The organism is Pasteuria ramosa (genome assembly GCF_056496785.1).
In genome coordinates, this window is sequence record NZ_CP143099.1 from 362,419 (window position 1) to 387,372 (window position 24,954).

The following is a 24,954-nucleotide window of genomic DNA, read 5'->3' on the forward strand; positions in this document are numbered from 1 at the left end:
CATTAACCATTTGCAACCTTCAACGAGATTAAGCAATTTAAAAAGATCCAAAAAAAATTTATATATAAGATAATTTGTCTGAATCCTAATTAAAAAACAGAAAGCAATATTTATCAATAACTATGCGTCTGCGCAGTCATTATGAATCTACCCACGCAGTCGCCATATCAATTTAAAATTTTTCCACAGTTATACTTTTAACGAAACATCATTAGAGACCTCTCTCTTGTACTTGATCTTAGTGGCCTCACCACCACGAATATGGCGTATAGACTTATGATATTCTAATATTTCCTTAACTTGATTAGCTAAATCAGGATTAATTTCAGGAAGTCTTTCTGTAAGATCTTTGTGTACAGTGCTCTTGGATACGCCAAATTCCTTAGCGATGGTTCGTACCGTATTGCGGGTTTCGACGAAGTAGCGGCCGATCTTGATGGATCGCTCTTTGATATAGTCATGCACGCGCCTCTCTCCTCTTATCCCACAGTTGGTACATTGTATGAGGAGGAAAGACGGTTATTCACAAAAACCAAACCTTAAAAGAGAAAATCAATCTCTACATCAAGAAAAAACCGTTCTGATAAGGAGAACGGTTATAAAATAAATTATTTTGCTTTTTATGATGCTTTTTTAAAACTTTTTATATAGATTTTTCACTAATTACCTAAATCAAGATATTTGCCAGGGTCTACGTTGCGCCTCTTTGAATCTAAAAGCTCAAAATGTAAATGTACTCCTTCGGCTTTCTCAAATCGATTTCTTCCCGCTGTTCCAATAACCTCGCCTTTAGATATGTTTTGTCCTTCTTTAACTTGTATATTTCCTAAACTTTGATAAATCGTTACCATACCATTACCATGCTTAACCTCTACTTGTTTCCCTACAATCGGATTCTCTTCTACAAACATCACTTTGCCCTCTAACACACTTAATACTTCAAACGATGTCCCTGATGGGTGTGCAAAATCAATCCCTCCATGTGGCCAATATGAATTCTCGTAGTGGACAAGCGCTGATGATGAACCGGTATCATTACTATTTCCTCTTTCATAAAAACCCATCGTATTTATGACGCCAGATGCTTTGTTTATTGGCATAATCATTTTATCCTCATCCGTTGTATCTTTCTTCAATATATCTCCTCTCATACCTAAATCTTGTGTTACGGGTGCCTCAAAATCAATCGTTTGATAAGCAAATATTAAACCAAATGCTAAAAGCGAAGTCGTTACATACGTCAATGGCAAAAACCACCGATTATCTAGTATCTTTCTTAGCTTTTGTCTGCGTTTTACCTTCTCCAGTAATGTTGGCGGCTTATTCTTGGTTTCTTCTTCTTTCATAATCTTACCAATCACCTCGGGAGATAGTTTGGTCAACCATCTCCTACTTCATACTCCGTGTAATCGGTCTTTTGTATTATTTATACTTAAATTTAAGATAATAAAAATAGCTGTCAAAATAAACACCAAAGATAACTAAAATAAATACAAATCAAAAAAATCTTTATAATCTTTATTGTATTTATCTCTTTCTCATTTTTATCGCATTTATTCGATTTATAAATTCACCCTGTGTCTCGATTTTCACATTTTTAAAATAAGTATGAATTATTCTCCGGAAATCATTATTATATTTATTAGCTAATAAATTAGCACCATATTGACTCATACCAATACCATGTCCATATCCACGTACTTCGAATTTGATTTTCTTCTTAACACTATCAAATTTACAAACAAAATCATTCGATTTCAAACCCAGAGTTTCGCGTATAAAACGACCTGTAAAAGTATATGGACCTAATTTAATATAATTTATGTAATTACTATTATAGCGTTTTATATTTTTCTCTGTTTTCCTACGATTATCTAAGCAAAGAGTCCTTATATGGCTATCTGAAATTAATTCTGTTCGTATTCTACCGCGATAAGTCTGTCCATATTTAGATACCATGTTTGAGGAATTAGGAGCATTTCGTAATCTTTGCTTAAAATCAGCAATAGAAAAAGCAGCTTCGGAAGTATGAGCAAATTCTTTATCATTAATACAAAAAGTAGATAAATATGGCACCATATCACCAGCAAAATATTCGTGCGCAGCTTGTGTGCACCCATTATTAGACGAACTAAAAAAAACACGGATAGGCTGATTATTATAGGTCAAAATCATATCTTTTGTAGCTGCAACAGCAGCTTCAATGATAGGCCATTTTTGATCATAATATCTTTTACTGCCCCATTTTTTGATTAATTGTGTTTTATCACAAAACACCTGATCCATAACGGTATCTCGTACATCATAATCCGTTGCCGGTTTAAGTGTTTTTTGATTATATTTATCCCATATACGGTTAACAGCAAATGTACGAGCTAATACAGCCTGGGCTTTTAAAGCCTCTGGGTGAAATCTAGGACCCATTTCACAAGCGACTACCCCAGCAACATATTCTTCTAAATTAAAAAGCGAAACTTTTTTTGTGATATCACGAAAAACACTGATATTGAAAACTGAACTATAGTCTTTGGCATAGATATTGTTCGTTAAAAATAAACTTATAATTAAAAATAAACAAATAAATTTGAAAAAAATCTTATTTTTATTAACCATAAAAACCTCCACTTGATTTAAATAGCAATAAAGAATTCTACCAAAAATCCTACCCGAACTAAAGGTAATCAATTATAGTTCGGGTAGTTTTATTTATTATAAATATAAAATATAAAATATAAAATATAAAATATAAAATATAAAATATAATTTTTATAAATTTATTTTAAAAATTATCCTTGCTTACGAAATATGAAATCAGACATCGGTGTTACATTATCATCCGTACGTTCTACATAAGCACCCAACGAACGCAAGCCACCTTCTAAATCTACATATCCTCTATCTAAGTGATGCAAACCCGAAACCTCCGTATATCCATCGGCTGCTAAAGCCGCCAAAATCATCGTAGCACCAGCACGTAGGTCAGTAGCTTTAACTTGAGCACCAGACAATCTGGAGCCACCTTCTATCACAGCTGTCCGCCCATCAATCCTAATACGAGCACCCATACGTTTTAATTCTTCAATGTGCATAAAACGATTTTCAAATACGGTCTCGGTTAACAAACTAGTCCCGGACACGGTAAGCAAAAGGGCCATCATCTGTGATTGTAAATCGGTTGGAAATCCTGGATATGGCATTGTCTTGATATCGACCGGTAGTAAAGGATCAGTAGCTTTGACATGTATACCATTTTCTTGTTCATTTACCTCCACACCCATTTCACGCAACTTAGCAATTAAAGAAGACAAATGACTCGGAATAGCACCTTCAATAAAAACATCACCACGTGTAATAACAGCAGCTATAGTATATGTTCCAGCTTCAATACGATCAGGGATAACGGTATAATCACATCCGGATAAAGAACTTACGCCCTCAATCCTAATCTCATCCGTACCTGCTCCTCGTACGTTGGCACCCATAGCATTTAAAAAATTAGACAAATCGATAATTTCTGGCTCACAAGCCGCATTTTTAATCACGGTACGACCTTTAGCTAGCGTTGCAGCCATCATAATATTTTGCGTAGCACCGACACTCGGAAAATCAAGATAAACGGCATCACCACGTAGTCTATCGAGCACACGCCCATGAACACAACCACCGTCAATATCAAAAGTTGCTCCCATCGATTTAAATCCCTTTAAATGTAGATCGATGGGGCGACTACCGATGGCACAACCGCCTGGTAAAGGAATTCGTGCATATCTCTGACGAGCTAGCAAAGGACCCATAACAGCTATAGAAGCGCGCATTTTACGAACTAATTCATATGGAGCCTCTGAGGAAACAACATTCTCAGCATTGATAGAGACTTGGTCTACACCAATTTCTACATGTGCCCCTAGATGACGTAAAAGCTTAACCATTAGCTTAACATCTTCCAACATAGGGACATCCTTAATTAAAATAGTCCCCCGAGAAGCTAACAAACTAGCTGCCATTAGCGGGAGAACCGCATTTTTGGCTCCGTAGATGCGAACACGACCACGTAAACGTGACCCTCCTCGCACAATGATTTTTTTCAAATCAACTTCCCCCTATGGACATCTAAGAATTATCTTAAAATAAATCCAATTTCACAACTTAGATAAAATAATCTATATTCATTAATATTTTGTTGATCTCTATACTTATTTTCTTATAATAAATAAATAAATATATATTTAACATTATGATATATGTTTAAGTAATATAAGTAAAGTTAAAATACCTACATCTAACGGTATAAAAAACAAAAACATATGGATATTATATTATCACAAAATCAAATTTCTGCCGATTAATAAAATAGGTATTTTAGATAAAAAAATAATAAAAAATCAATTATGATTCAATATACATAAACATTTTAATCGAAAATTTAATTCAATACTTATGATAAAAATATCAATAATCAATAAAAATAAATCTAAATGTAATACAAAAATATAATTTGAAAATAATCCAAAAGAGATTAAATGTCAAAATAAATATTGGGATCAATTAGAATAAAAAGATAATATTGGTAATCCCTTTTATTAAATCTGGCTATTATTTAAGGAAAAATAATGGAGAAAAAATTTAGCCAAATTATCACCTAAAAAAATTGCCAAAACAATCATAAGAATTTTAAGCCACTTAATACGACTTCTAACAACTAACTTCTCCCAATGAATTGACTGCAAAGAAAACCAACAAATAAAGATCATCACAATCGTAAAAACAAAATTAACCAATTTCTGAAAAATAAGCAGCCATTCATCTAGTGCTACCATATGAGTTTATGCACCCCCCACGAAATACGTTCGATTCATAAAATGAAAATAAAGAACCAAATTGAAAGAAATTTTAATAACCTCAAGGTTGAGTATTTATTAAAAAGAAAAATTATAAAATTACCTATAAAAACAAAATAAAAATATTTTTTGACACTAATTTTGTTTTTTTCATGTGTTCATGTACTTGATATTTTGTTCTGTTTTTATCTTCTTATCTTGTTTTCATAATTTTTATTTTGCCAGTCTTTATAATGATCAATACAAAGTTGTTACTTCTAAAATTTCATCTAAAATATTTAATTAATATAAATAGTATAATTGTTTTATTTTCTTTGTTTTTTGTTTTTTCTATTGTTAATATTTTGTTAAGTTTAAATTAGTAAATTAATATTTTAAACAATAATTGTATTTTTGAAAAATTTTATGAAAATATAAAAAAGATTATTATAAAACTATTAAAATTTGCTATAAATCTAAAAAATAGTTTGAACAATTACTCCGTTTCCTTAAGCATAAGCTATTTTCCTCTTAAATTCAAAACGAAATAAGAAAATATTCTTAAGAATGTTTCGTTAAAAATTATTTTTTTATTTATATTATTTATATTAATTTAAATATTAAAAACCGTTCTGATAAGGAGAACGGTTATAAAATAAATTATTTTGCTTTTTATGATGCTTTTTTAAAACTTTTTATATAGATTTTTCACTAATTACCTAAATCAAGATATTTGCCAGGGTCTACGTTGCGCCTCTTTGAATCTAAAAGCTCAAAATGTAAATGTACTCCTTCGGCTTTCTCAAATCGATTTCTTCCCGCTGTTCCAATAACCTCGCCTTTAGATATGTTTTGTCCTTCTTTAACTTGTATATTTCCTAAACTTTGATAAATCGTTACCATACCATTACCATGCTTAACCTCTACTTGTTTCCCTACAATCGGATTCTCTTCTACAAACATCACTTTGCCCTCTAACACACTTAATACTTCAAACGATGTCCCTGATGGGTGTGCAAAATCAATCCCTCCATGTGGCCAATATGAATTCTCGTAGTGGACAAGCGCTGATGATGAACCGGTATCATTACTATTTCCTCTTTCATAAAAACCCATCGTATTTATGACGCCAGATGCTTTGTTTATTGGCATAATCATTTTATCCTCATCCGTTGTATCTTTCTTCAATATATCTCCTCTCATACCTAAATCTTGTGTTACGGGTGCCTCAAAATCAATCGTTTGATAAGCAAATATTAAACCAAATGCTAAAAGCGAAGTCGTTACATACGTCAATGGCAAAAACCACCGATTATCTAGTATCTTTCTTAGCTTTTGTCTGCGTTTTACCTTCTCCAGTAATGTTGGCGGCTTATTCTTGGTTTCTTCTTCTTTCATAATCTTACCAATCACCTCGGGAGATAGTTTGGTCAACCATCTCCTACTTCATACATATACCAGAACGAATTTGTTTGATTGATCCATTTATAAAGCATACTTAAAGAAGACAATAAAGTTATTGGTTATCTAATATAGGAAATTCTATCTAATAAGCTTTTTTATTGGTATTTGAATTAAAATTCATATTATGAAATGAGGTAACTTATGATAATTTGCAATTCTTCCTTAGAAGGATCTCAAACAATCTTAAGAACAGCTTTAGATATTTTAAAACCCTTAGGTTTTTGTATAGGAGGAGCTAAGTCTAATGATCACGCATATTTAGACAAAGGCCTGGATGAAGGCGAAAGTAAAGCACCCAATTATTATCTACGTATCCCAATCTACAGTTCAAAAAATGATGTGAGTGATTTATCAAGCACTGTGATGCTAGGCACACCTTTTATCATAAGACATGAATATTACAAAGGAAATGATCCGCATACTACAAGTGGTTTGGTAACAGCATCAATGAATCAGTTTCAAACACCTATTAAGTCTGATAATTTACCTATAGATGATAAGTGGGTGATTAAAGCAAAGGATTTGTTAAGAAAAATAGAAGAAAAGTGGTCACAAAATAACACCAACTTAGCATAAAACAAGTTGGTGTTTCGTTAAGTATAAAAATAAAAAAGTTTATTTTTATACTTTGTATTAATTTATATTTTTTTTAAATAAGCATTGTTTGCCAAAAGTTATCAATATCAACTAATCTTGTGATCGTTCCTGGGAAAATACCCAATAAAACAGTACCCACTATAGCAAGTAGTGCTGTGATGGCTAAGTTCCATGGCACAAAAATATTTTTTTTATCTGCAAAACGGAAAAACATTTGTCTAACAATACGGAAATATGCTACATATGAAAATATAGTTACGATAACTAGCGGTAATGCTATAAAAAAGTCATCGAAAACATTAATAAATAAGTACCATTTAGCGAAAAAGCCAGCGGTTAAAGGTAATCCGGCTAAGGAAAATAAAAAGATTAACATAGCAAAAGATAAAAAAGGCGCTTGACGAAACAAACCAGCCATTGAATCAAGGCCTGATTTTTTTCTATGATTGGTGACGATTTCCACAATAGCTAAACTACCGAAAATAGCAATAGCATAAGCTATAATATAACCTAAAAAACTAATAGATCCAGGTATAATAAAGCGTGGTATCTGGTTAAACATACCTTCGGATCTAACAAAAGGTATGAGGAAATATCCGGTTTGCGCAATACTGGTGTAGGCAAGAATATTCTTAACATTTTTTTGAAATAGCGAAGCCAAGTTACCAACAATGATCGTTACAAAAGCCAAAGTATAGAAAAAAGCATTTATATTACTAGTATCCCCAATATCTAGTTCTTTAATAAAAAGAAATATATAGACACCAGAAATTAATTTCATTAAAACGACTAATAAACTTGTTTTAACTACGGTAAGCAACCACGTAATAGTCGTAGCATCTGAAGCTCTATAAACATCTTGAGCCCAAAGATGAAATGGTACTATAGCTAATTTGATTGCTAACCCAATGATAACCATAATAAAAGAAATAATTATTAAGCTGCTTTCTGCTCCAGAGGTCAAATATTGATAAAGATCTTCTTTGATCTCTAAAAAATTTGTTTTACCAAATAAACCAACTAAAAAAGAAACACCGTATAAAAAAATGGCTGTAGCTACGCCACCTGTTATTAAATATTTCCATGATGCTTCACTAGCTAGCGGCCGATTATGTTGCATGCCAACAATGATATATGTAGGTATAGCAATTAGCTCCAATGATACCATCAGCATGATAAAATCAGCAGATCCAATCGCTAAGCAACTACCTAGTACTGTACATAGTACAAAAAAAGTCCATTCACCTGCGTTGTTGATCTTGCGATGTAAAGTCATGACAATTGTAAATATCGCCATCAATAAAATACAAGCGGTAAAGATAAATGTTGATTGATCCCATCTATAAACTCTTTCCATTAAAAATTGTGGTTCTGTCATGCGCAAGGATACGGTTAGAAATAAAGATATAGTTAGTGTTAATAAACCCAAAATACGAAACCAGATATGATGCTTATTTTTGTCCTTTTGGAAAAGAAGTAATATAAGTATTAGGGTAACCCCTAGAATCAAGATCAATAGGGGAGATAGTACTTGAAGCATTGCTAAATCCACCAAACCACCCCCAACAAACGATAAAGGAAGCTTAAGTTCCCTTTTTTATTTTATGAAAATCGCACTATTTATAACAAAAAAGCAAAAAGATAGAGGGATTAAAGTGATTTATTTTTAAATAAACCTCATTTCGATCCCTCTTAATATCACAAAAAATTAAGGTTTCAGCAAATTGATGAGCACAGCTGGCCATAAGCCAAGAAATAAAATTAAGGAGCTAATCGTCGTTAGCATAATTTTATCTATACCCCCTAAGTCACGTATGGTAACATTACCAACATTTAACTGATATTTACCAAAGGTGGGTTTAATCGCTAAACGAAAAGCATACGCAGCAGCTAAAATTAGGGCTAAAAGAGAAGTTATGACAACCCATGGAAATGTATAGAAAACACCAGTTAAAACAAATACCTCGCCTATAAAACCGGCTAAGCCTGGTAACCCCAATAAATTGAGAGCCATAAATTTAAGCCAAAAGGCTAAATTAGGTGTTTTAATACCTAAAGCCTTCCAAGTGGTTATATCTGTCTGTGTAAATCTTTCTTCAATGAAGATCATAATTAAAAAAGCTAAAGCAGATACCAACCCGTGACTAATCATTTGGTACAAAGAACCTTGTATACCGATATCTTGTAAAGAACCAAATCCCATAATAATAATACCCATATGACTAATACTCGCATAAGCCAGGATTTTCTTGCCTTCAGTCACACGCCATGCAAGCAATGCTCCATATATGAGATTAATCAATCCTGCTATAATAAACAAGTAAGCATATTTCTCCATATATACAGGAAATAATTTATAAACTAATTTATACATACCATAAAGGCTTAACTTCAAGAGAATGCCTGCATGAATAATAACGATAGGCAATGGAGATTCTGTATGTGTTCTAACCATCCATGTATGTAATGGGACTAATGGTACCTTAATAGCAAGTCCGACAACTAAAAACCAGAAAACAAACAATAAAATATTAGAATCATCAACAGGAACTATTTTCATAATATTTGCTATAATCTGCTCCATATGGGCAAATTCCAGATCTTTGCAAATAGCCAACATGAAAAGTAGCGCAAACATAATCAGTAATGAACCTATACCACCAACGATAAGATACGTGTAAGCAGCTTTCTCACGTTTTAAGTATCCAAAACGTCCTATGAGGAAAAACATCGTTAACATTGTGCCTTCTAAGAAAATGAAGAAACATAAAGCATCACTCACGACTAAAGAACCTAAAGTTAAAGATTGCAAGCTTAGAAACAAGATAAAATAGCTTTTGTAATCTTCATATTTTTCCATGATACTACGTGATGCTATGGCAGCGATGAGGAAAAGGAAGCAAGAGAGTAATAACAAGGAAATGCTTAAGCCATCTATTGTCACACTATATTGTAGATTTAAATACGTATCCACAAAGTAAAGGGTATTCCATATAAATTTATTGTCAAAGGTAATTTGATGATTTGTGTATAAGAAGAACATTATAAGTGTTGTCAGAAAAGGTAAGGTCGTAATCCCGATAGTTATTGCATAAATTTTCTTCTTTTCTTTAAATAAAATTAAAAATAACAGCCCTAATAAGGGCAGTATCCATGTTAAAGTAGGCAAATCCCAATTTTTAAAATTCAACAGAAGTTCATATAACATGAATCAGATCACCTGCCCATCCATAGGAGAAAAAAAGTGGATACAGCAAACATCATAATAGACCATAGTAGATAATGCTGAATCTGACCTTTACCCAATTGCGAGATCTTGTAACCTATAAAAAGCATTGTATTTGTAATTACTAAAAGTAAACCGTTAACAAAAATTTGGTTAAAAGCTTTTAATGCTTCAGCTATAAAAGCTAATGGTGAAATAATAATGATCTTGTATATCTTGTCAAACCAAGAGATATTAATAATTTTCCAATTAAAATCTCTTCGGAAGTAAGCGGCAAATAAAATAGCTAATCCTGCTCCACCAACCCAAGCAGCAAACCCAATTAAAGTCATGTTGAAAGGAATAACCGGTTTGTTTTGGACATCCATGCTATCCCCTAGCCATTTAAACCACGGTGAGGCATCGATAAGTAAAACAATTTGTATAATTAAAGCTCCTATAGCACTCAAGGCAATACCTAACCCTTGAAAACCTTTAGGAAAAAATATTTTTACGTTACGTGGTTCTTTTGGCCAACGAACGAAGGTCCAAAGTCGAATTGCATAGCAAAAAGTGAAAGCATAGGCTGTGATGAGAAAAATAAAAGAAAAAAATTGGTCGTTGTTAAATGCCGCGGTAAAAATATTCTTTTTCAAAGATAGAACATCTATCAAACAAAATAATCCTAAAAACCAAAATATATATAATCCTTTACTAACTAAAAATGGCTTTTTAGAATCTTCTGATTGGTGTATGAAAAAACCCGCTAATAAAAAGAGAAGTGCTTTAAAGGTAGCATGAACTACTAGTAATACAAAAGCCGTTGAAGTTATGTTTAAAGCCAATGCAGAAAACATAAACCCCAAATGGCTCATAGTAGAATATGCTAAAAATCGTTTAATATCTTTTTGAAAGCAAGCTTTAACAGCGGCATATAAAGCAGTAAATGAACATACGAGCAAGATTAAATCAACATGTAATTCATCTAAAGAGAAGAGAAAATAAAAATTATCAAGCAGGTAAACACCAGCAACAACCATGGTAGCTGCGTGCAATAAAGCACTAACGGGTGTTGGTCCAACCATGGCATCCGGTAACCATGTATGAAGAGGCATTTGGCCCGCTTTGACTAGTGCTGAGATGGCAATCAAAATAGCAATTGCTTGAACTATAAACAACATCGTTGGTTCTAGTAACAGCATTTCGTCTTTAAGGATATCTATTTCCCATGTTCCAAATTGACACCAGATAATGATTAGGGAGATAAAAATACCCATATCACCTATGCGTGTCATAATAAAAGCTTTGCGAGCAGATAAGAAAGACTTATATTCTCTTTGCCAAAATCCTATGAGTAAGAATGATGTTACACCTAGAGCTTCCCAACAAATATATAGTTGCAGTAAATTTGAAGAAACCACAAAACCTTGCATGAATGATGTGAATAAACCAAGAAGGGAAAAGAAACTAGCTAAACGCCCATTTTCCATTTGGTCGATTTTGTTTTTCATATAACCCCAAGCATATATATTAACCACAGCACTAATGAACGCAACAATAAAAAGCAAACAAGCTGTCGTAGGACGAATCAAAAAACCTAATTCTACGCTTTTATCGGCAATTTCAAACCAAGGTATTTTAAAACGAAAAATTTCTTGTGTATAAAAACTAAAAAAAGCTATCATACCTGCAAAAATCAATGCCACGGTATGAGCAATCATATTCATTTTCGCTATAACATTATTAGATAATCTTAACAAATTACGGCATAAAAATAATAAAGATCCTAATAATGGGAGTGAAAGCACGGCCATCACGTTTAACAAACTCAAATAAATTACTCCCCCCTATTTCAAGTGATCATTATGTAAGCCTAATTTATCAAAAGATCTTATATCTGTATTACCTGTACGTCTATATAAAGCTAATAACACAGCTAAACCAACAGCAGCCCCGGCAGCGGCTAAAGCAATGGAAAAGAGTATAAAAATTTGTCCCTTAATAGCCATACCTATCAAACCATTCTTAGATAATGCTAAAATATTCAAATTGACAGCATTTAACATAAGTTCTAAGGAAAAAAGGACCACGACAGCATTACGTTTAATAAGAACGCCATATAAACCTATGGAAAATAAAACAGCAGCTAAAATGGATAGAGAACTAAGCAAGTTACCATCAACCTCTCTCTTCTCTATTACGTCTAGTTAGCACAACTGTACCCACAATAGAAGCAAGTAATAAAATAGATAAGATTTCTGTAGGTAAGGTATATTCTGTAAACAAAAGTACTCCAATGTCTTTAGTAGATGTTTCTTCTTTTACCAAGATTGATTCGGGTAAATTTTCATTTAACAACAATACTAAAGCGATAGAAAAAAATAACAATATCACGGCTATAAAAGGTAATGCAGGTGTTTTTATCATTGGATTTAGTGATTCTTTTTTATGATTAGTGAGCATGATACTGAATATCATTAAAATAGAAATAGCTCCTGCATAGATGAATAGTTGGACGATAGCTAGGAATGAAGCATTTAAAAATAAATAAACACCTACAATACCTAGTAAAGCAACGGAAATAGATATAACAATATGCATAACTTTCTCAAGATGGATAGCAAAGATAGCCCCTCCTACAGTAACAAAAGCTAACAATAGAAAGATGATTGATGACAAATCTAAAGTATCCAATATATGTCTACACTCCCTCCTATCTCTAAATTTTATTCCTCATGATCATTACCTTCTTCTTTTAACACTATTTTTTTTTCGCTTCCGCCGCTTTCTTTTTACGCGCCATGGCCAAAGCAGCTGGCGAAGGAGTAGGCAAATTTTGTTTACGAATACGTTCATTATTATCATGTAACCATTGCATATCCTTGAAAAGTTCATCACGACCATAAACAGCTAATTCATAGTTATTAGTCATAACAACCGCTTCGGTAGGACAAACTTCGGTACAAAAATCACAAAGAATACAAGTTTCAAATTTAATTTCATAGGTGTCAATAACTTTTCCCTTGCGCTCAGGATCTGTACTTTTATGACCTGTTAAGGTAATGCAATCTGTGGGACATATTAAAGCACATTGATTACAGACAATGCATTTTTCTGGATCAAAATGTTGGATACCGCGAAAGCGATCAGGCATTTCCAATGGTTCATCTGGATACTTAGTCGTGACTTTGGGGCTAAATAACTTACTAAGTGTAACCCCCATACCTTTAAATAGCCCTAACAATTATGATCCTCCTCCAAACATTGTCTTTCGCCTAAATTCAATCTTGATTTAAATAAAAATATTGTAAAAAGCTGATGTCTTTGGCCAAAGCAGTCCATAAAATATTTATTAAAGCAACCGGTAACAAAATTTTCCAGGCTAGAGGCAAAAGTAAATCTGGCCTTAAACGAGGAAATGTGGCTCTGATCCAAAAAAACAAAAAGATAATAAAAAACATTTTTATAAAAAACCAAAAAACAGGTGGCAAAATAGCTAAGCCAAAAGGTGCTAACCAACCTCCTAAGTAGAGAATGGTCATTAAGGCTGACATGGAAAAAACATATACATACTCTGTAAGCATAAAAAGCGCAAAACGAAAGCCCGTATATTCAACATGGTAACCTGCAACTAATTCAGATTCTGCCTCAGGAAAATCGAATGGCGTACGGTGAAGTTTGGCAAGAGTTGCTATAAAAAAAACACCGAAACCTATTATTTGAGGAAAGATGAGCCATGCATTCTGTTGGAAGTTTACAATCTGGGACAATTGCATGCTACCGACATTTAAGGCAACACCCACAATAGCTAAAACTAACGGAACCTCATAACTTATAATCTGCGAAACAGCCCTCATAGCACCTAATAAAGAATATTTACTATTTGATGACCACCCCGCTATAAGAATAGCTACCGTCGTAATGCTTGAAAGAGAAACGGAATAAAGTAATCCTACAGATAAAGAAACTTCATTCCCATTAGGTAAAATAGGAAGAACAGCCATTCCGGCAAAAGCAGGTATAAAAGCTAAAATTGGAGCTAAGCGAAATAAGCATTTATCGGCTTTATTGGGTAAAATGTCTTCTTTGGTAAAAAGTTTCAGAACATCAGCTAGAGTTTGGAATAAACCAAAAGGACCAACACGATTAGGCCCTATACGCAACTGCATCCATCCAATAACTTTTCTTTCTAAAAAAACTGTCAAGGTAATCAAAAAAAGCATTGATGTCAATAAGAGTAGGGGATATATAACCCAATCCAACATTAACCATCCACCTCTCCTAGAACAATGTCGATACTACCAAGAATAGCTACCAGATTAGATAAGTTCTCACCCTTTAAAAGGTGCGGAAGTATTTGTAGGTTATAGAAAGAAGGTCTCCTAAACTTAATACGCCAAGGCTTGTCGCGTCCTTTGCTAATAATATAACATCCTAACTCACCTCTGGGAGACTCAATACTAACATATATTTCACCTTCAGGTGCTCTTAATATACGTGGCACTTTGGCCATGAAAGGTCCATCTCCGGGAAATTTCTTTATGAGCTGTTCAAGGATACCTAAGGAAATTTCCGCCTCGTGCATCCTACATAAATATTTACCATAGATATCATTGGTTTTACCTAAAGGTACCTCAAAATCTAAATCATCATAAAGGGCATAAGGTCGATCTTTGCGAAGATCAAAATCAACACCGGTAACCCTAAGATTGGAGCCAGATAATCCATATGCGATGGCCTCTTCTTTGGTATATGATCCAAGACCCTGCGTACGTTGTTTAAAAATAATATTATTATCAATCAACTGTCTATATTCACCAAAACTTACTTTCATCTTTTCCATAAACTCACATAATTTATCAATCCAACCATCTGGTGCTTTCCATTTAACACCACCGATACGCATATAGCTATATGTAAGACGCGCACCACAAAGTTCATTAAATAAGGACAAAATATACTCTCGATCTTTAAAGGCATATAAAAAAGGGCTTAAAGCACCCAAATCTAACAGATAAGTTCCCATCCATAATAAATGGCTAGCAATCCTATTCATTTCCATAACAATAACCCGCATATACTGCGCAAGCGGTGGTATCTCGATGTTCATTAGTTCTTCTACAGCATGGACTAAAACATAATTATTAGTCATAGCAGATATATAATCCATACGATCAGTATAAGGTATGATCTGCATATAACTAAGATCTTCAGCTAATTTTTCTGTGCCTCGATGTAAATAGCCGATGACAGGATCGACGTTGATGATTTGTTCTCCTTCAATGTTCACAACTAAACGCAATATGCCGTGTGTACTGGGATGCTGCGGTCCAACATTTAACATCATTTCTTCGGTACGCACACAATCACACCCCCTGATCGAGTGGTTCGTAGTCCTTACGTAAAGGATATCCCACCCATTCATCTGACAACATAATTCTTCTTAAATCTGGATGATTTTGAAATCTAATACCCAAAAGGTCATAAATTTCCCTTTCATTCCAATTAGCCGCTGGCCAATAAGGGGCTAAACTAGGCAAAGACGGACTTTCGTGGTTTACATGTGTCAAAATACCTATATCCTTATATTTGACCTCCCTATTGCCCTGCGATAAAGAAGCTAAATGTACAATAACCTGAAAATATTCTAATTGATCCGCACCTGCATAGTTTCGCATATACTTAAAAGCCAAACGATTATCATCATGTAAAAAACGTGCTACTTCACACCATTTTTCCGAGATAATGTTTAAGATGGGCACCTGTGTAAATTTGCAAATATGACCAGATATAACCGTGTTTTTACCTATTATTCGATTAATCATATCAATTATTTTCTGCAATTCGGGTGGTATTGTGCATACTTCATCCTCAACTGGTGCTTCCGTATTAACAGGTTTAGCCTTAAGTATTTCTTTTTCATTAGATCCTAATTTTTTTGTTGTATCCTTATCCCCTTTTTTATCTAAACTCATCCTTCAATCACCCTTTTTCCTGTTTTGGCTTCTTCTCTAATTTTGAGTTGTAGTTTATTTATGCCATAAATCAGGGCAGCTGGATTAGGAGGACAACCTGGTATATAAACATCAACGGGGATAATTTGATCAACGCCTTTAACAACAGCGTAAGATTTAATGTAAGGACCACCTGCTGTAGCACAAGAACCCATAGCAATCACCCATTTAGGGGATGGCATTTGTTCATAAAGTCTAAATATAGATGGTGCCATTTTTTTTGTTACTGTTCCTGCAACAATCATTAAATCGGATTGACGTGGTGAAGCTCTAAACAAAACACCGAACCTATCTAAATCATAATTTGCAGCTCCCGTACTCATCATCTCAATAGCACAACAAGCCAATCCAAAGGTCAATGGCCATAAAGAATTACTTTGTGCCCATGCTTCAAGTTTAGCAAAATTTGTAACCAGAAAACTTCGGGATATTTCTTGTTGAACAGATGGAGTGACGGACTCTAAGTCTTGACCCATTCCAACACCTTCTTACGCCAAGCATAAATTAGACCTATACAAACAAAAAATAGAAAAATAAACATTTTAATCAAGGTTTCTAACCCATAATCGGCTCTCAATTGATCATAGGCAACAGCCCAAGGGAAAAGAAAAATAATTTCCACATCAAAAATAACAAACAATAAAGCAGCAGGCCAATAAGCAGCATGAAACTGTATCTGTCCTTCTCCTTGGGGAATCATACCACTTTCATAAGATAATGTTTTGGTATATGTAGGGTTATAAGGTCTAATGAGTTTACCCAGTAAAAATGACGCAATAGGCAACATTAACGGTATTAAAATAAAAACGATCAATGATAAGAATAAAGGAGAGATTTTGTTCTACCTCCTCCAACAAACTTTAATATGGGTTAAATTTGATTAAAGCTTTCTTTTATTTATTTCGGATTTCTTGACAAAAAATATTTGCTTTATTTTATCTTTGTTTTTTATTTGTTTTTTTAACTATTATTATAATAAATCTTAATATATAACTCGTTTATGTATTATCGAAGAAAACTGAAATTATCATACAAATACGCGCTATTATTAAATTATTGTAGCCTCATAATAAAATGATTAAACTTCTTTAATTAATAAATATATTTTTTATCGATTTTTTATTGTCTTTTTTTAATGATAGGATAAAAATAACAGCTCAATTTAGAGAACGCACCCTTATAAGGATGCGATGGCATAATAAAGCTTTAATATTTAATTTTTTGTAATTTAAATCAAAATTATTTACCACTTAACACTTTATTTTGTTTAGCCATTTGTAAACGTTTCATAGCACGAGCTAAAGATGCTTGTGCACGAGCCATATCACCATATTTTTTTTCTACATAAACCGAAGCTCTTTGTTTAGCTTTTAGAGCACGGTCAACGTCGATATCTTCTACATTTTCTGCTGCATCCGCCAATATGTTAACTAATTTAGGGATAACTTCGATAAAGCCATTATGAACAATAAAATGGCTTTCTTTACCTTTTGGATCTCTTACAAAAACATATACACTACCAGGCAATACGCTAACGAAGGGGGCATGATTAGGTAATATACCAATATCACCGTTTGCTGCTTTGGTAGAAAGATAGCCTACACTACCTTTAAAAACAGCTTTTTCAGGTGTCAGAATATGAACTTCCATCTAAAATATCCCCTTTAGCTCAATTTAAGCACAGGTTTTTGCTTTTTCTATAGCCTGGTCTATTGTACCGACCATATAAAAAGCATCTTCTGGTAAATCGTCATGCTTACCGGATAAAATTTCACCAAAACCTCTAACGGTCTCTTTTATAGGAACATAAACACCTGGTTGTCCTGTAAATTGCTCAGCTACGTGCATATTCTGTGACAAAAATTTCTCAACTTTCCGAGCACGTACAACTAATTTTTTATCTTCTTCTGTCAATTCATCAAAACCTAAAATAGCAATAATATCTTGAAGTTCATTGTAGCGTTGCAAAATTTGCTGAACACCACGAGCTACTCGGTAATGTTCTTCCCCTACAATAGAAGGTGTAAGTATACGAGATGTAGATGCTAAAGGATCAACAGCAGGATAAATACCTTTTTGGGTTAAGCGTCGCTCCAAGTTAGTTGTAGCATCTAAATGTGCAAACGCTGTAGCGGGAGCAGGATCTGTATAATCATCCGCTGGTACATAAATAGCTTGAATAGATGTAATAGAACCTTTTTTAGTTGAAGTAATACGCTCTTGAAGTTGCCCCATCTCCGTTGCTAATGTAGGCTGATAACCTACAGCAGAAGGTATACGACCTAACAAGGCTGAGACCTCGGATCCGGCTTGTGTAAAACGAAAAATATTATCGATAAAGAATAAGACATCTTGACCTTCACTATCTCTAAAATATTCAGCCATGGTCAATCCTGAAAGAGCCACACGCATTCTGGCACCGGGAGGTTCATTCATTTGACCAAAGATCATGGCCGTTTTGCTAATAACACCTGAATCTTTCATTTCATGATATAAATCATTTCCTTCACGTGTACGTTCACCTACACCTGCAAAAACCGATAAACCACCGTGTTCTTGAGCAACGTTGTTAATCAATTCTTGAATCAAAACGGTCTTCCCTACACCGGCTCCTCCAAATAACCCAATTTTACCACCTTTAGCATAAGGTGCCAAGAGATCGACAACTTTGATGCCTGTTTCTAAAATCTCTTGTTCGGTAGATTGATCGGTAAAAGAGGGTGCCAAACGATGAATAGGCATGTTTAAGTCAGTATCAACATCACCAGCCTGATCTATAGGTTCACCAAGTACATTAAATAACCTACCTAGGATACCTTTACCTACAGGAACAGAAATGGGTGAACCTGTATCTGTGACTTCAGCATTACGAACTAAACCCTCAGTAGAAGCCATAGCAACAGTTCGAACTAAACAATCCCCGAGATGCAAAGAAACCTCAATGGTCAATTTACTACCATCAGACCTATTCACTAATAAGGCATTGTTAATATTAGGTAAACTTCCTTGTGGGAATTCTACATCAACTACAGGCCCTAACACCTGAACTACTTTTCCAAGACGTCTGTTTAGCATAGCACCAGCCTTCCCTTTTATAAAGCTGCAGCTCCACCCACAATCTCTGTTATTTCTTGTGTAATGGCTGCTTGTCGGGCTCTATTACATTCTAATTTGAGTGAAGAAATCATTTCTAAAGCATTATCTGTAGCTTGAGACATCGCATTCATTCTAGCGGCAAATTCACTAGCACGCGCCTCTAAAAAAGCGCTATATATCTGTGCTTTAGCACATCGCATTACTAAGTCGTGCACAATTTCTTTTTTATTTGGCTCATAATCGTACCAGCCATATTTCATATCATAAGAATTTTCTGCTTCTTTTTGAGATTGAATCGCCTTTAAAGGTAAAAATGGTAAAATAACAGGTTGTTGAACTAACGGACTAATGAACCTATTAAATACCAAAGAAAGTCTGTCATACTTTTGTTTGATATAAAAATCGATTAAATCAGAAGTTATTCTATCTATATCAGAAAAAGCAGGCATATCTTTAAGGCTCATAAAAGTATCATGTAACTTATACCCTCTTTGTGGTAAAATTTCATTCCCTTTAGAGCCTGTAGACATAAGAAAATAGTTATCTGGATTTTTATCCTTAAGCTCTCCATCCAATGTTCGAAAAAGGCTGCTATTATATCCGCCAGCTAAGCCTCGGTCTGAAGTGATAATAAAATAACCATGACGTTGTATATCTCTATCATCAATAAGTATATGTTTAATATCTTTATCAGAAATAAGGCGATTTATAGTAGTTAAAATCATTCTACTATAAGGCAAAATAGATGCAGCTCGGTCTTGAGAACGACGAAGCTTAGAAGCAGCTACCATTTTCATAGCTTTGGTTATTTGGCTTGTATTTTCTACAGAACGAATTTTGTTACGTATCGCACGTATATTAGGTGGCATTTTCTAAAATCATACCCCCTTCCTAATCAATCATAGGCTAATTGAAAACTTTGCTTTTGAAAGTCTTAATAGCATTATCTAAATCTTTATCAATACTTTCGGTCAATTTACCACTTTTAATTATATCCTGTGGCAATTTGGGACATTCCTCAATTAAGTAAGCGTGGAATTCTTTTTCAAAATCTTTTACTCTATTAACATCTATATCATCTAAATAACCTTTGGTCACCAAGTATAAAGAAACTACTTGGATAGCAACAGATAACGGTTGATTTTCATCTTGTTTCAAAATTTCCATCACTCGCTCACCTCTGGCCAATTTAGCACGTGTAGAAGCATCCAAGTCAGATCCAAACTGTGCAAAAGCAGCCAATTCTTGATATTGAGATAAATCAAGTCTCAAAGTACCAGCTATCTTAGACATCGCCTTTATCTGGGCTGCTCCACCCACACGAGAAACTGAGAAACCAACGTTAACGGCAGGACGAATGCCGGAATGGAAAAGTGATGATTCTAAGAAAATTTGACCATCGGTGATCGAGATAACGTTTGTTGGAATATAAGCAGAGATATCACCTGCTTGTGTCTCAATCAATGGTAAAGCTGTTAAAGATCCGCCACCACATTCATCAGATAGCTGAGCAGCGCGCTCTAGTAAACGGGAATGTAGGTAAAAAACATCACCTGGATAAGCTTCTCTACCCGGAGGTCGACGCAACAGCAAAGAAAGTTCTCGATAAGATGCAGCCTGTTTGGATAAATCATCGTATACGCATAGCACATGTCCACCGTTGTACATGATATGTTCACCCATAGAACAACCAGCATAAGGTGCTAGGAATAAGAGGGGAAATGGATCAGAAGCACTGGCGACAACAACAGTCGTATAAGATAAAGCATCGTGTTTACGAAGTTTTTCAACCACATGTGCTACTGTAGATTGTTTTTGACCTATAGCAACATATATACATTTAACATTCGTGTTCTTTTGATTAATAATTGTATCAATAGCAATCGTCGTTTTACCTGTTTGACGATCTCCAATAATCAATTCACGTTGCCCGCGCCCGATAGGTACCATTGCGTCAATAGCCTTAATACCTGTTTGTAACGGCTGGTGAACAGAACGACGGTCAATTACACCAGGTGCATTAGCTTCTATAGGACGAAAATGTTCTGTTTTAATAGGACCTAACCCATCTAAAGGCTGTCCTAATGGGTTAACGATCCTGCCCAGTAATTGTTCGCCTACAGGCACTTCCATTAAACGACCTGTTCGTTTAGCGGTATCGCCTTCTTTAATAGTTTCACAAGAACCTAAAATAACTACACCAACATTTTCTAATTCCAAGTTGGCAACCATACCCATGATACCATTCGAGAATTCTACTAATTCTCCCGCCATGACCTCACCTAGACCATGCATACGGGCAATACCATCCCCAACCTGAATAACTGTGCCAATATCAGCCACTTGTATGTCGAGATTATAATTTTCAATCTGCTTTCTAATAATTGAACTAATCTCTTCCGCACGAATGCTCATCCATCCTATACCTCCTTTTTACAACGTAAATAAACGTAACATTAGGCTGTATTAGTCGTTGTCTGAGCAAAGCGAACCAATTGTGCTCTTAAGCTACCATCATAAAAACGGTCGCCTATACGCACCACAATACCACCTAATAAATTATCATCTACGACCCAGTTGATTTTAAGCTCTGAAGAAAACTTTTGTTCTAAACTTTTATGTGTTTTCTTTTTATCTTCATGCAAAAACATGACAGCGGTTGTTACAGTAATTTCTTTAATATTAAGCATATTCAAAACAAGTTGTTCAAAAGATTTCGCCATTTGTGTAATCTCAAGTTCTCTTTTCCGCTCTAACATTAAAAACAAAACATTTTTGACCAAAGGTTGCACATTACATAAAGCATTATCTAAAAGTTGTCGTTTCTTAAGCAAAGGAATTGATGGATTACGCAAAATCAACCAAAGCTTATTTATTTTCGAAATGGCAAAAATAACTTTTTGGAGATCTTCTCCTACTTCATCTAAAACGCGAGCTTTTTTAGCGGCATCAAATAAAGCCTTAGCATATCTCTTCGCTATAAGACTCATGATCTCACCTGCTTAAGATATCTTACTATCAGACGTTCATGTTGCTTACGATCTAACTCTTTCTCTAAAACACGAGACGCAAGTTGAACTGCAAGCAAACCTATCTCATCCCGCACTTGTTTTATAGCTAATTGCTTTTCTTTTTCAATTTCCGCCTTCGCAGCAGATAATAATTGATCTGATGTTTTGCGCGCTTCAAGCAAAATAGTTGCAGCTTCAGCTTCTTTTTTGATACATGCAGCAGCTATAATTTCTTTCGCTTCTTTTCGAGCAGACAACAAAACTTCTTTTTGTTGTTGTAGATATTTATCGGCTTGTTCATGCTTGTCCTTAGCTTCATGTATGTCCGTGGCAATAGTTTGTTTTCTTTTCTCCATAATTTCTAATAAAGGTTTCAGCGCAACGCGACCAATCAAGAACACCAAGATCAGGAAAGCAATAAGCTGATAAATCATTGTGCCAAGTTCAAATTCTAACAAAGATCACTCCCCCTTACCTAAAGGGCCTTACCCAGACCTTAATTAAGATCATAATCCACGAAACGTATAAATATTTTGTCAAACATGTCTAGTCGTAAATTTGTCAAATTAACTTTTTTATCATTTATCTGTGATAAAAACTAGCTACCTATACTAAACAATTTAATAATACCAAGAGCTACAGCGATAATCGGTAATGCCTCAACCAATGCAATACCTATAAACATAGAAGTAAGTAGTTGAGATGCCGCTTCAGGCTGTCTCGTAATACCAGATAAATAACGTGTAACAACCCATGCATTACCAAAACCACCTACTAACGCAGCAACTGCCAATAAAATTACTCCTGCCATCAGGTCTGTCATAATCACCATTCCTCCTAGGTATAGAATAAATCTTAATTAATGATCATTCATTTTTTGGCCAAAGTAAACCATAGCTAGCATTGTAAAAATGTAAGCCTGAACGGTGCCAACAAAAAAAGAATAACCTAACCAAACAATCAAGGGTACCCCTGTTAAAAACCAAGATCCCTTACTAACTAGCATATATATCATTATTTCACCAGCAAAAATATTAGCCCAAAGACGCATACCATGCGTAACAGGCTTGGTTAATTCACCAACCATATGCAATGGGTTCAACGTATGCTTTAAATAACCCCAGGGAGATCTCCTGAAACCGATAGCGTGTGCAACTAGTGTAATAGCTATGGCCAACGAAATGGTAACATTAATATTAGCTGTTGGCGATTTCCACCATAATTGATGATCTAGAACTAAAGTGAACATTAATCCCATTTGATTTGCAAAAAAGATGAACAAAAATAATGAAATAGCAAAAGCATAGAACCGTGAAGCGGCTTTTGAACCTACCTGTGATTTCACAATATCTTGGATAAATTGCAAAATAGCCTCTAAAATGTTTTGTCTAATATTAGGAATTAAATGCAACTTGCGCGTAAAAACGTATACAAGCCCAAACACAAGTACACAAGCAACTGTTGTCGTCAATACAGCAGCTGAATCAAATTTAACCTCTGCTCCCAAAACAGAAAGCGTAAACTTATGCGAGTGCTCCATAACGGATAGAACCCCCCTTTCACTACGCGATTATTTGGGTAATAAAACACCTCCATTGGAATTTGAAAAATAACAATACAAACATCATGAATACATATCTAAGCCTATGTAACGATCCAAGAATAATGCCCATCTCAAGATGAATTAATGACGATGGGAACAGATAAAAAGATCTAAATTTTCCTTATATTACGTATAACAAACCAAAAACTAAAGATAATACCTAATATTAAACCTATAAAAAGCGCAAAAGGAGCTGTATTAAACCATGCATCCACCTGAGTACCGATAAAAAAACCCAAGATTATAAAAAAAACAATCTCCAGCATAAAACACAAAGCATAAGCAAATGCACGCCACATTTTAATATCGTGCTTGCTCAAAAAAAAATCCTCTCTGAAAAATAATGTTCTTAACAAATTCTATTGTACCGGCCAATGCGAAAAAATTCAATCGAAAATCTACCATTAAAACCTAACCGATTAAATTATTCTAAAATACATCAAAAACATAATAAGATCAAAAAACGATTAAACTTCGTGGAATATTTTTTATTGAGTACCAAATAAACGATCTCCAGCATCACCTAATCCAGGTACAATATACCCCAAATCATTCAAACATTCATCTAAAGATGCAGTATAAATTGTAACATCTGGACATTGTTCAAAAACTTTCTTTACACCTTCAGGGGCAGCCACCAAACACATTAATTTAATATTCGGCGCTCCTTGATCAATTAAAATTTTAATAGCAGCTACAGCAGAAACACCTGTCGCTAGCATGGGATCGATAATAATAAAATCGCGTTCTTTGATATCAAGTGGTAACTTAGAGTAATAATGAACTGATTGCATCGTCTTCGGATCTCTATATAGTCCTATATGACCCACTTTAGCTACAGGCATAATCTTTAAAAAACCATCAATCATACCTAATCCTGCACGCAAAATCGGTACTAAACTGATTTTTTTACCAACTAAAACTTGACAAGAAGTTTTAGCGATAGGCGTTTGAACTTCCTTTGGTTCTAGCACCATATTCCGGGTTAATTCGTATGCCATCAGCGATGATATTTCGTGCAATAATTCTCTAAAAGATTTAGAACCTGTGCGATGATCACGAAGATGTGCTAATTTATGTTGTATAAGGGGATGGTCCAGAATTTTGAGATTTTTATGCTTATGCACAAGTAGTCACGTCCTTTGTT

28 protein-coding genes are annotated in these 24,954 nt (G+C 34.4%); 1 reads left to right on the forward strand and 27 read right to left on the reverse strand.

The features are described 5' to 3' along the window. Positions 1–189 precede the first annotated feature (189 nt). The 6 genes from spoIIID to VS182_RS01660 form a co-directional block, all read right to left on the reverse strand. On the reverse strand, positions 190–465 hold the full coding sequence (gene spoIIID, locus VS182_RS01635; protein WP_479484797.1) for a sporulation transcriptional regulator SpoIIID: 276 nt from the start codon (positions 463–465) through the stop codon (positions 190–192). A gap of 194 nt (positions 466–659) precedes the next feature. Continuing rightward, the gene (locus tag VS182_RS01640; protein WP_479492673.1) at positions 660–1,361 is read right to left on the reverse strand and encodes a peptidoglycan DD-metalloendopeptidase family protein; all 702 of its coding nucleotides are present in this window, start codon (positions 1,359–1,361) and stop codon (positions 660–662) included. A 166-nt stretch (positions 1,362–1,527) separates the two neighbouring features. After that, positions 1,528–2,613 (reverse strand): SpoIID/LytB domain-containing protein, encoded by a 1,086-nt coding sequence (locus tag VS182_RS01645; protein ID WP_479488790.1) that lies wholly within the window; start codon positions 2,611–2,613, stop codon positions 1,528–1,530. 173 nt (positions 2,614–2,786) lie between these two features. Beyond that, complete coding sequence (gene murA, locus VS182_RS01650; protein WP_479484800.1) at positions 2,787–4,088, reverse strand: UDP-N-acetylglucosamine 1-carboxyvinyltransferase; 1,302 nt, start codon at positions 4,086–4,088, stop codon at positions 2,787–2,789. A gap of 492 nt (positions 4,089–4,580) precedes the next feature. Continuing rightward, positions 4,581–4,817, reverse strand: a complete 237-nt coding sequence (locus VS182_RS01655) for a DUF1146 family protein (protein ID WP_479488791.1) — start codon at positions 4,815–4,817, stop codon at positions 4,581–4,583. Positions 4,818–5,528: 711 nt separating this feature from the next. After that, a complete protein-coding gene (locus VS182_RS01660) occupies positions 5,529–6,230 on the reverse strand; it encodes a peptidoglycan DD-metalloendopeptidase family protein (protein WP_479492673.1) in 702 nt (233 codons plus the stop codon). A gap of 192 nt (positions 6,231–6,422) precedes the next feature. Here VS182_RS01660 and VS182_RS01665 point away from each other — a divergent pair, with 192 nt between their 5' ends. Further along, positions 6,423–6,857 (forward strand): YugN family protein, encoded by a 435-nt coding sequence (locus VS182_RS01665; RefSeq protein WP_479484802.1) that lies wholly within the window; start codon positions 6,423–6,425, stop codon positions 6,855–6,857. Positions 6,858–6,930: 73 nt separating this feature from the next. Here VS182_RS01665 and VS182_RS01670 read toward each other — a convergent pair whose 3' ends face one another. From VS182_RS01670 to upp, 21 genes are all read right to left on the reverse strand, one after another. Then, entirely contained in the window at positions 6,931–8,430 is a 1,500-nt protein-coding gene (locus VS182_RS01670; RefSeq protein WP_479488792.1) for an NADH-quinone oxidoreductase subunit N, read from the reverse strand. 156 nt (positions 8,431–8,586) lie between these two features. Continuing rightward, the gene (locus VS182_RS01675) at positions 8,587–10,086 is read right to left on the reverse strand and encodes a complex I subunit 4 family protein (RefSeq protein WP_479484804.1); all 1,500 of its coding nucleotides are present in this window, start codon (positions 10,084–10,086) and stop codon (positions 8,587–8,589) included. Between the two features lie 8 nt (positions 10,087–10,094). Then, positions 10,095–11,915, reverse strand: coding sequence for an NADH-quinone oxidoreductase subunit 5 family protein (locus VS182_RS01680; RefSeq protein WP_479488793.1), 1,821 nt, complete (start codon positions 11,913–11,915; stop codon positions 10,095–10,097). Positions 11,916–11,930: 15 nt separating this feature from the next. Further along, a complete protein-coding gene (gene nuoK / locus VS182_RS01685; RefSeq protein ID WP_479484806.1) occupies positions 11,931–12,254 on the reverse strand; it encodes an NADH-quinone oxidoreductase subunit NuoK in 324 nt (107 codons plus the stop codon). Positions 12,255–12,261: 7 nt separating this feature from the next. Further along, positions 12,262–12,777 carry an NADH-quinone oxidoreductase subunit J family protein gene (locus tag VS182_RS01690; RefSeq protein WP_479484807.1) on the reverse strand — a complete coding sequence of 172 codons (516 nt, stop codon included), beginning with the start codon at positions 12,775–12,777 and terminating at the stop codon, positions 12,262–12,264. Between the two features lie 67 nt (positions 12,778–12,844). Continuing rightward, a complete protein-coding gene (gene nuoI, locus VS182_RS01695) occupies positions 12,845–13,327 on the reverse strand; it encodes an NADH-quinone oxidoreductase subunit NuoI (RefSeq protein ID WP_479484808.1) in 483 nt (160 codons plus the stop codon). Positions 13,328–13,364: 37 nt separating this feature from the next. After that, positions 13,365–14,348 carry an NADH-quinone oxidoreductase subunit NuoH gene (gene nuoH, locus VS182_RS01700; protein ID WP_479484809.1) on the reverse strand — a complete coding sequence of 328 codons (984 nt, stop codon included), beginning with the start codon at positions 14,346–14,348 and terminating at the stop codon, positions 13,365–13,367. Continuing rightward, positions 14,348–15,430 carry an NADH-quinone oxidoreductase subunit D gene (locus VS182_RS01705; RefSeq protein ID WP_479485115.1) on the reverse strand — a complete coding sequence of 361 codons (1,083 nt, stop codon included), beginning with the start codon at positions 15,428–15,430 and terminating at the stop codon, positions 14,348–14,350. The genes nuoH and VS182_RS01705 overlap by 1 nt, the downstream gene beginning before the upstream one ends. 19 nt (positions 15,431–15,449) lie before the next feature. After that, positions 15,450–16,058, reverse strand: a complete 609-nt coding sequence (locus VS182_RS01710; protein ID WP_479488794.1) for an NADH-quinone oxidoreductase subunit C — start codon at positions 16,056–16,058, stop codon at positions 15,450–15,452. Next, positions 16,055–16,573 carry a NuoB/complex I 20 kDa subunit family protein gene (locus VS182_RS01715; protein ID WP_479492674.1) on the reverse strand — a complete coding sequence of 173 codons (519 nt, stop codon included), beginning with the start codon at positions 16,571–16,573 and terminating at the stop codon, positions 16,055–16,057. The genes VS182_RS01710 and VS182_RS01715 overlap by 4 nt, the downstream gene beginning before the upstream one ends. Further along, positions 16,558–16,884 (reverse strand): NADH-quinone oxidoreductase subunit A, encoded by a 327-nt coding sequence (ndhC, locus tag VS182_RS01720; RefSeq protein ID WP_479484812.1) that lies wholly within the window; start codon positions 16,882–16,884, stop codon positions 16,558–16,560. The genes VS182_RS01715 and ndhC overlap by 16 nt, the downstream gene beginning before the upstream one ends. 452 nt (positions 16,885–17,336) lie before the next feature. Continuing rightward, entirely contained in the window at positions 17,337–17,747 is a 411-nt protein-coding gene (gene atpC, locus VS182_RS01725) for an ATP synthase F1 subunit epsilon (RefSeq protein ID WP_479488795.1), read from the reverse strand. 24 nt (positions 17,748–17,771) lie between these two features. Next, positions 17,772–19,172 carry a F0F1 ATP synthase subunit beta gene (gene atpD / locus VS182_RS01730; protein ID WP_479484814.1) on the reverse strand — a complete coding sequence of 467 codons (1,401 nt, stop codon included), beginning with the start codon at positions 19,170–19,172 and terminating at the stop codon, positions 17,772–17,774. A gap of 17 nt (positions 19,173–19,189) precedes the next feature. Then, entirely contained in the window at positions 19,190–20,062 is an 873-nt protein-coding gene (gene atpG / locus VS182_RS01735) for an ATP synthase F1 subunit gamma (protein WP_479488796.1), read from the reverse strand. Positions 20,063–20,099: 37 nt separating this feature from the next. Then, a complete protein-coding gene (atpA, locus tag VS182_RS01740; protein WP_479484816.1) occupies positions 20,100–21,608 on the reverse strand; it encodes a F0F1 ATP synthase subunit alpha in 1,509 nt (502 codons plus the stop codon). Positions 21,609–21,649: 41 nt separating this feature from the next. Next, positions 21,650–22,183, reverse strand: coding sequence for an ATP synthase F1 subunit delta (gene atpH / locus VS182_RS01745; protein ID WP_479484817.1), 534 nt, complete (start codon positions 22,181–22,183; stop codon positions 21,650–21,652). Beyond that, on the reverse strand, positions 22,180–22,599 hold the full coding sequence (gene atpF / locus VS182_RS01750) for a F0F1 ATP synthase subunit B (protein WP_479492675.1): 420 nt from the start codon (positions 22,597–22,599) through the stop codon (positions 22,180–22,182). The genes atpH and atpF overlap by 4 nt, the downstream gene beginning before the upstream one ends. Before the next feature lie 203 nt (positions 22,600–22,802). Continuing rightward, entirely contained in the window at positions 22,803–23,027 is a 225-nt protein-coding gene (atpE, locus tag VS182_RS01755; RefSeq protein WP_479484818.1) for an ATP synthase F0 subunit C, read from the reverse strand. A 36-nt stretch (positions 23,028–23,063) separates the two neighbouring features. Continuing rightward, the gene (gene atpB, locus VS182_RS01760; RefSeq protein WP_479484819.1) at positions 23,064–23,744 is read right to left on the reverse strand and encodes a F0F1 ATP synthase subunit A; all 681 of its coding nucleotides are present in this window, start codon (positions 23,742–23,744) and stop codon (positions 23,064–23,066) included. 173 nt (positions 23,745–23,917) lie between these two features. Continuing rightward, complete coding sequence (locus tag VS182_RS01765) at positions 23,918–24,127, reverse strand: AtpZ/AtpI family protein (RefSeq protein ID WP_479484820.1); 210 nt, start codon at positions 24,125–24,127, stop codon at positions 23,918–23,920. Between the two features lie 168 nt (positions 24,128–24,295). Beyond that, entirely contained in the window at positions 24,296–24,934 is a 639-nt protein-coding gene (gene upp / locus VS182_RS01770) for a uracil phosphoribosyltransferase (protein WP_479484821.1), read from the reverse strand. Between the last annotated feature and the right edge of the window lie 20 nt (positions 24,935–24,954).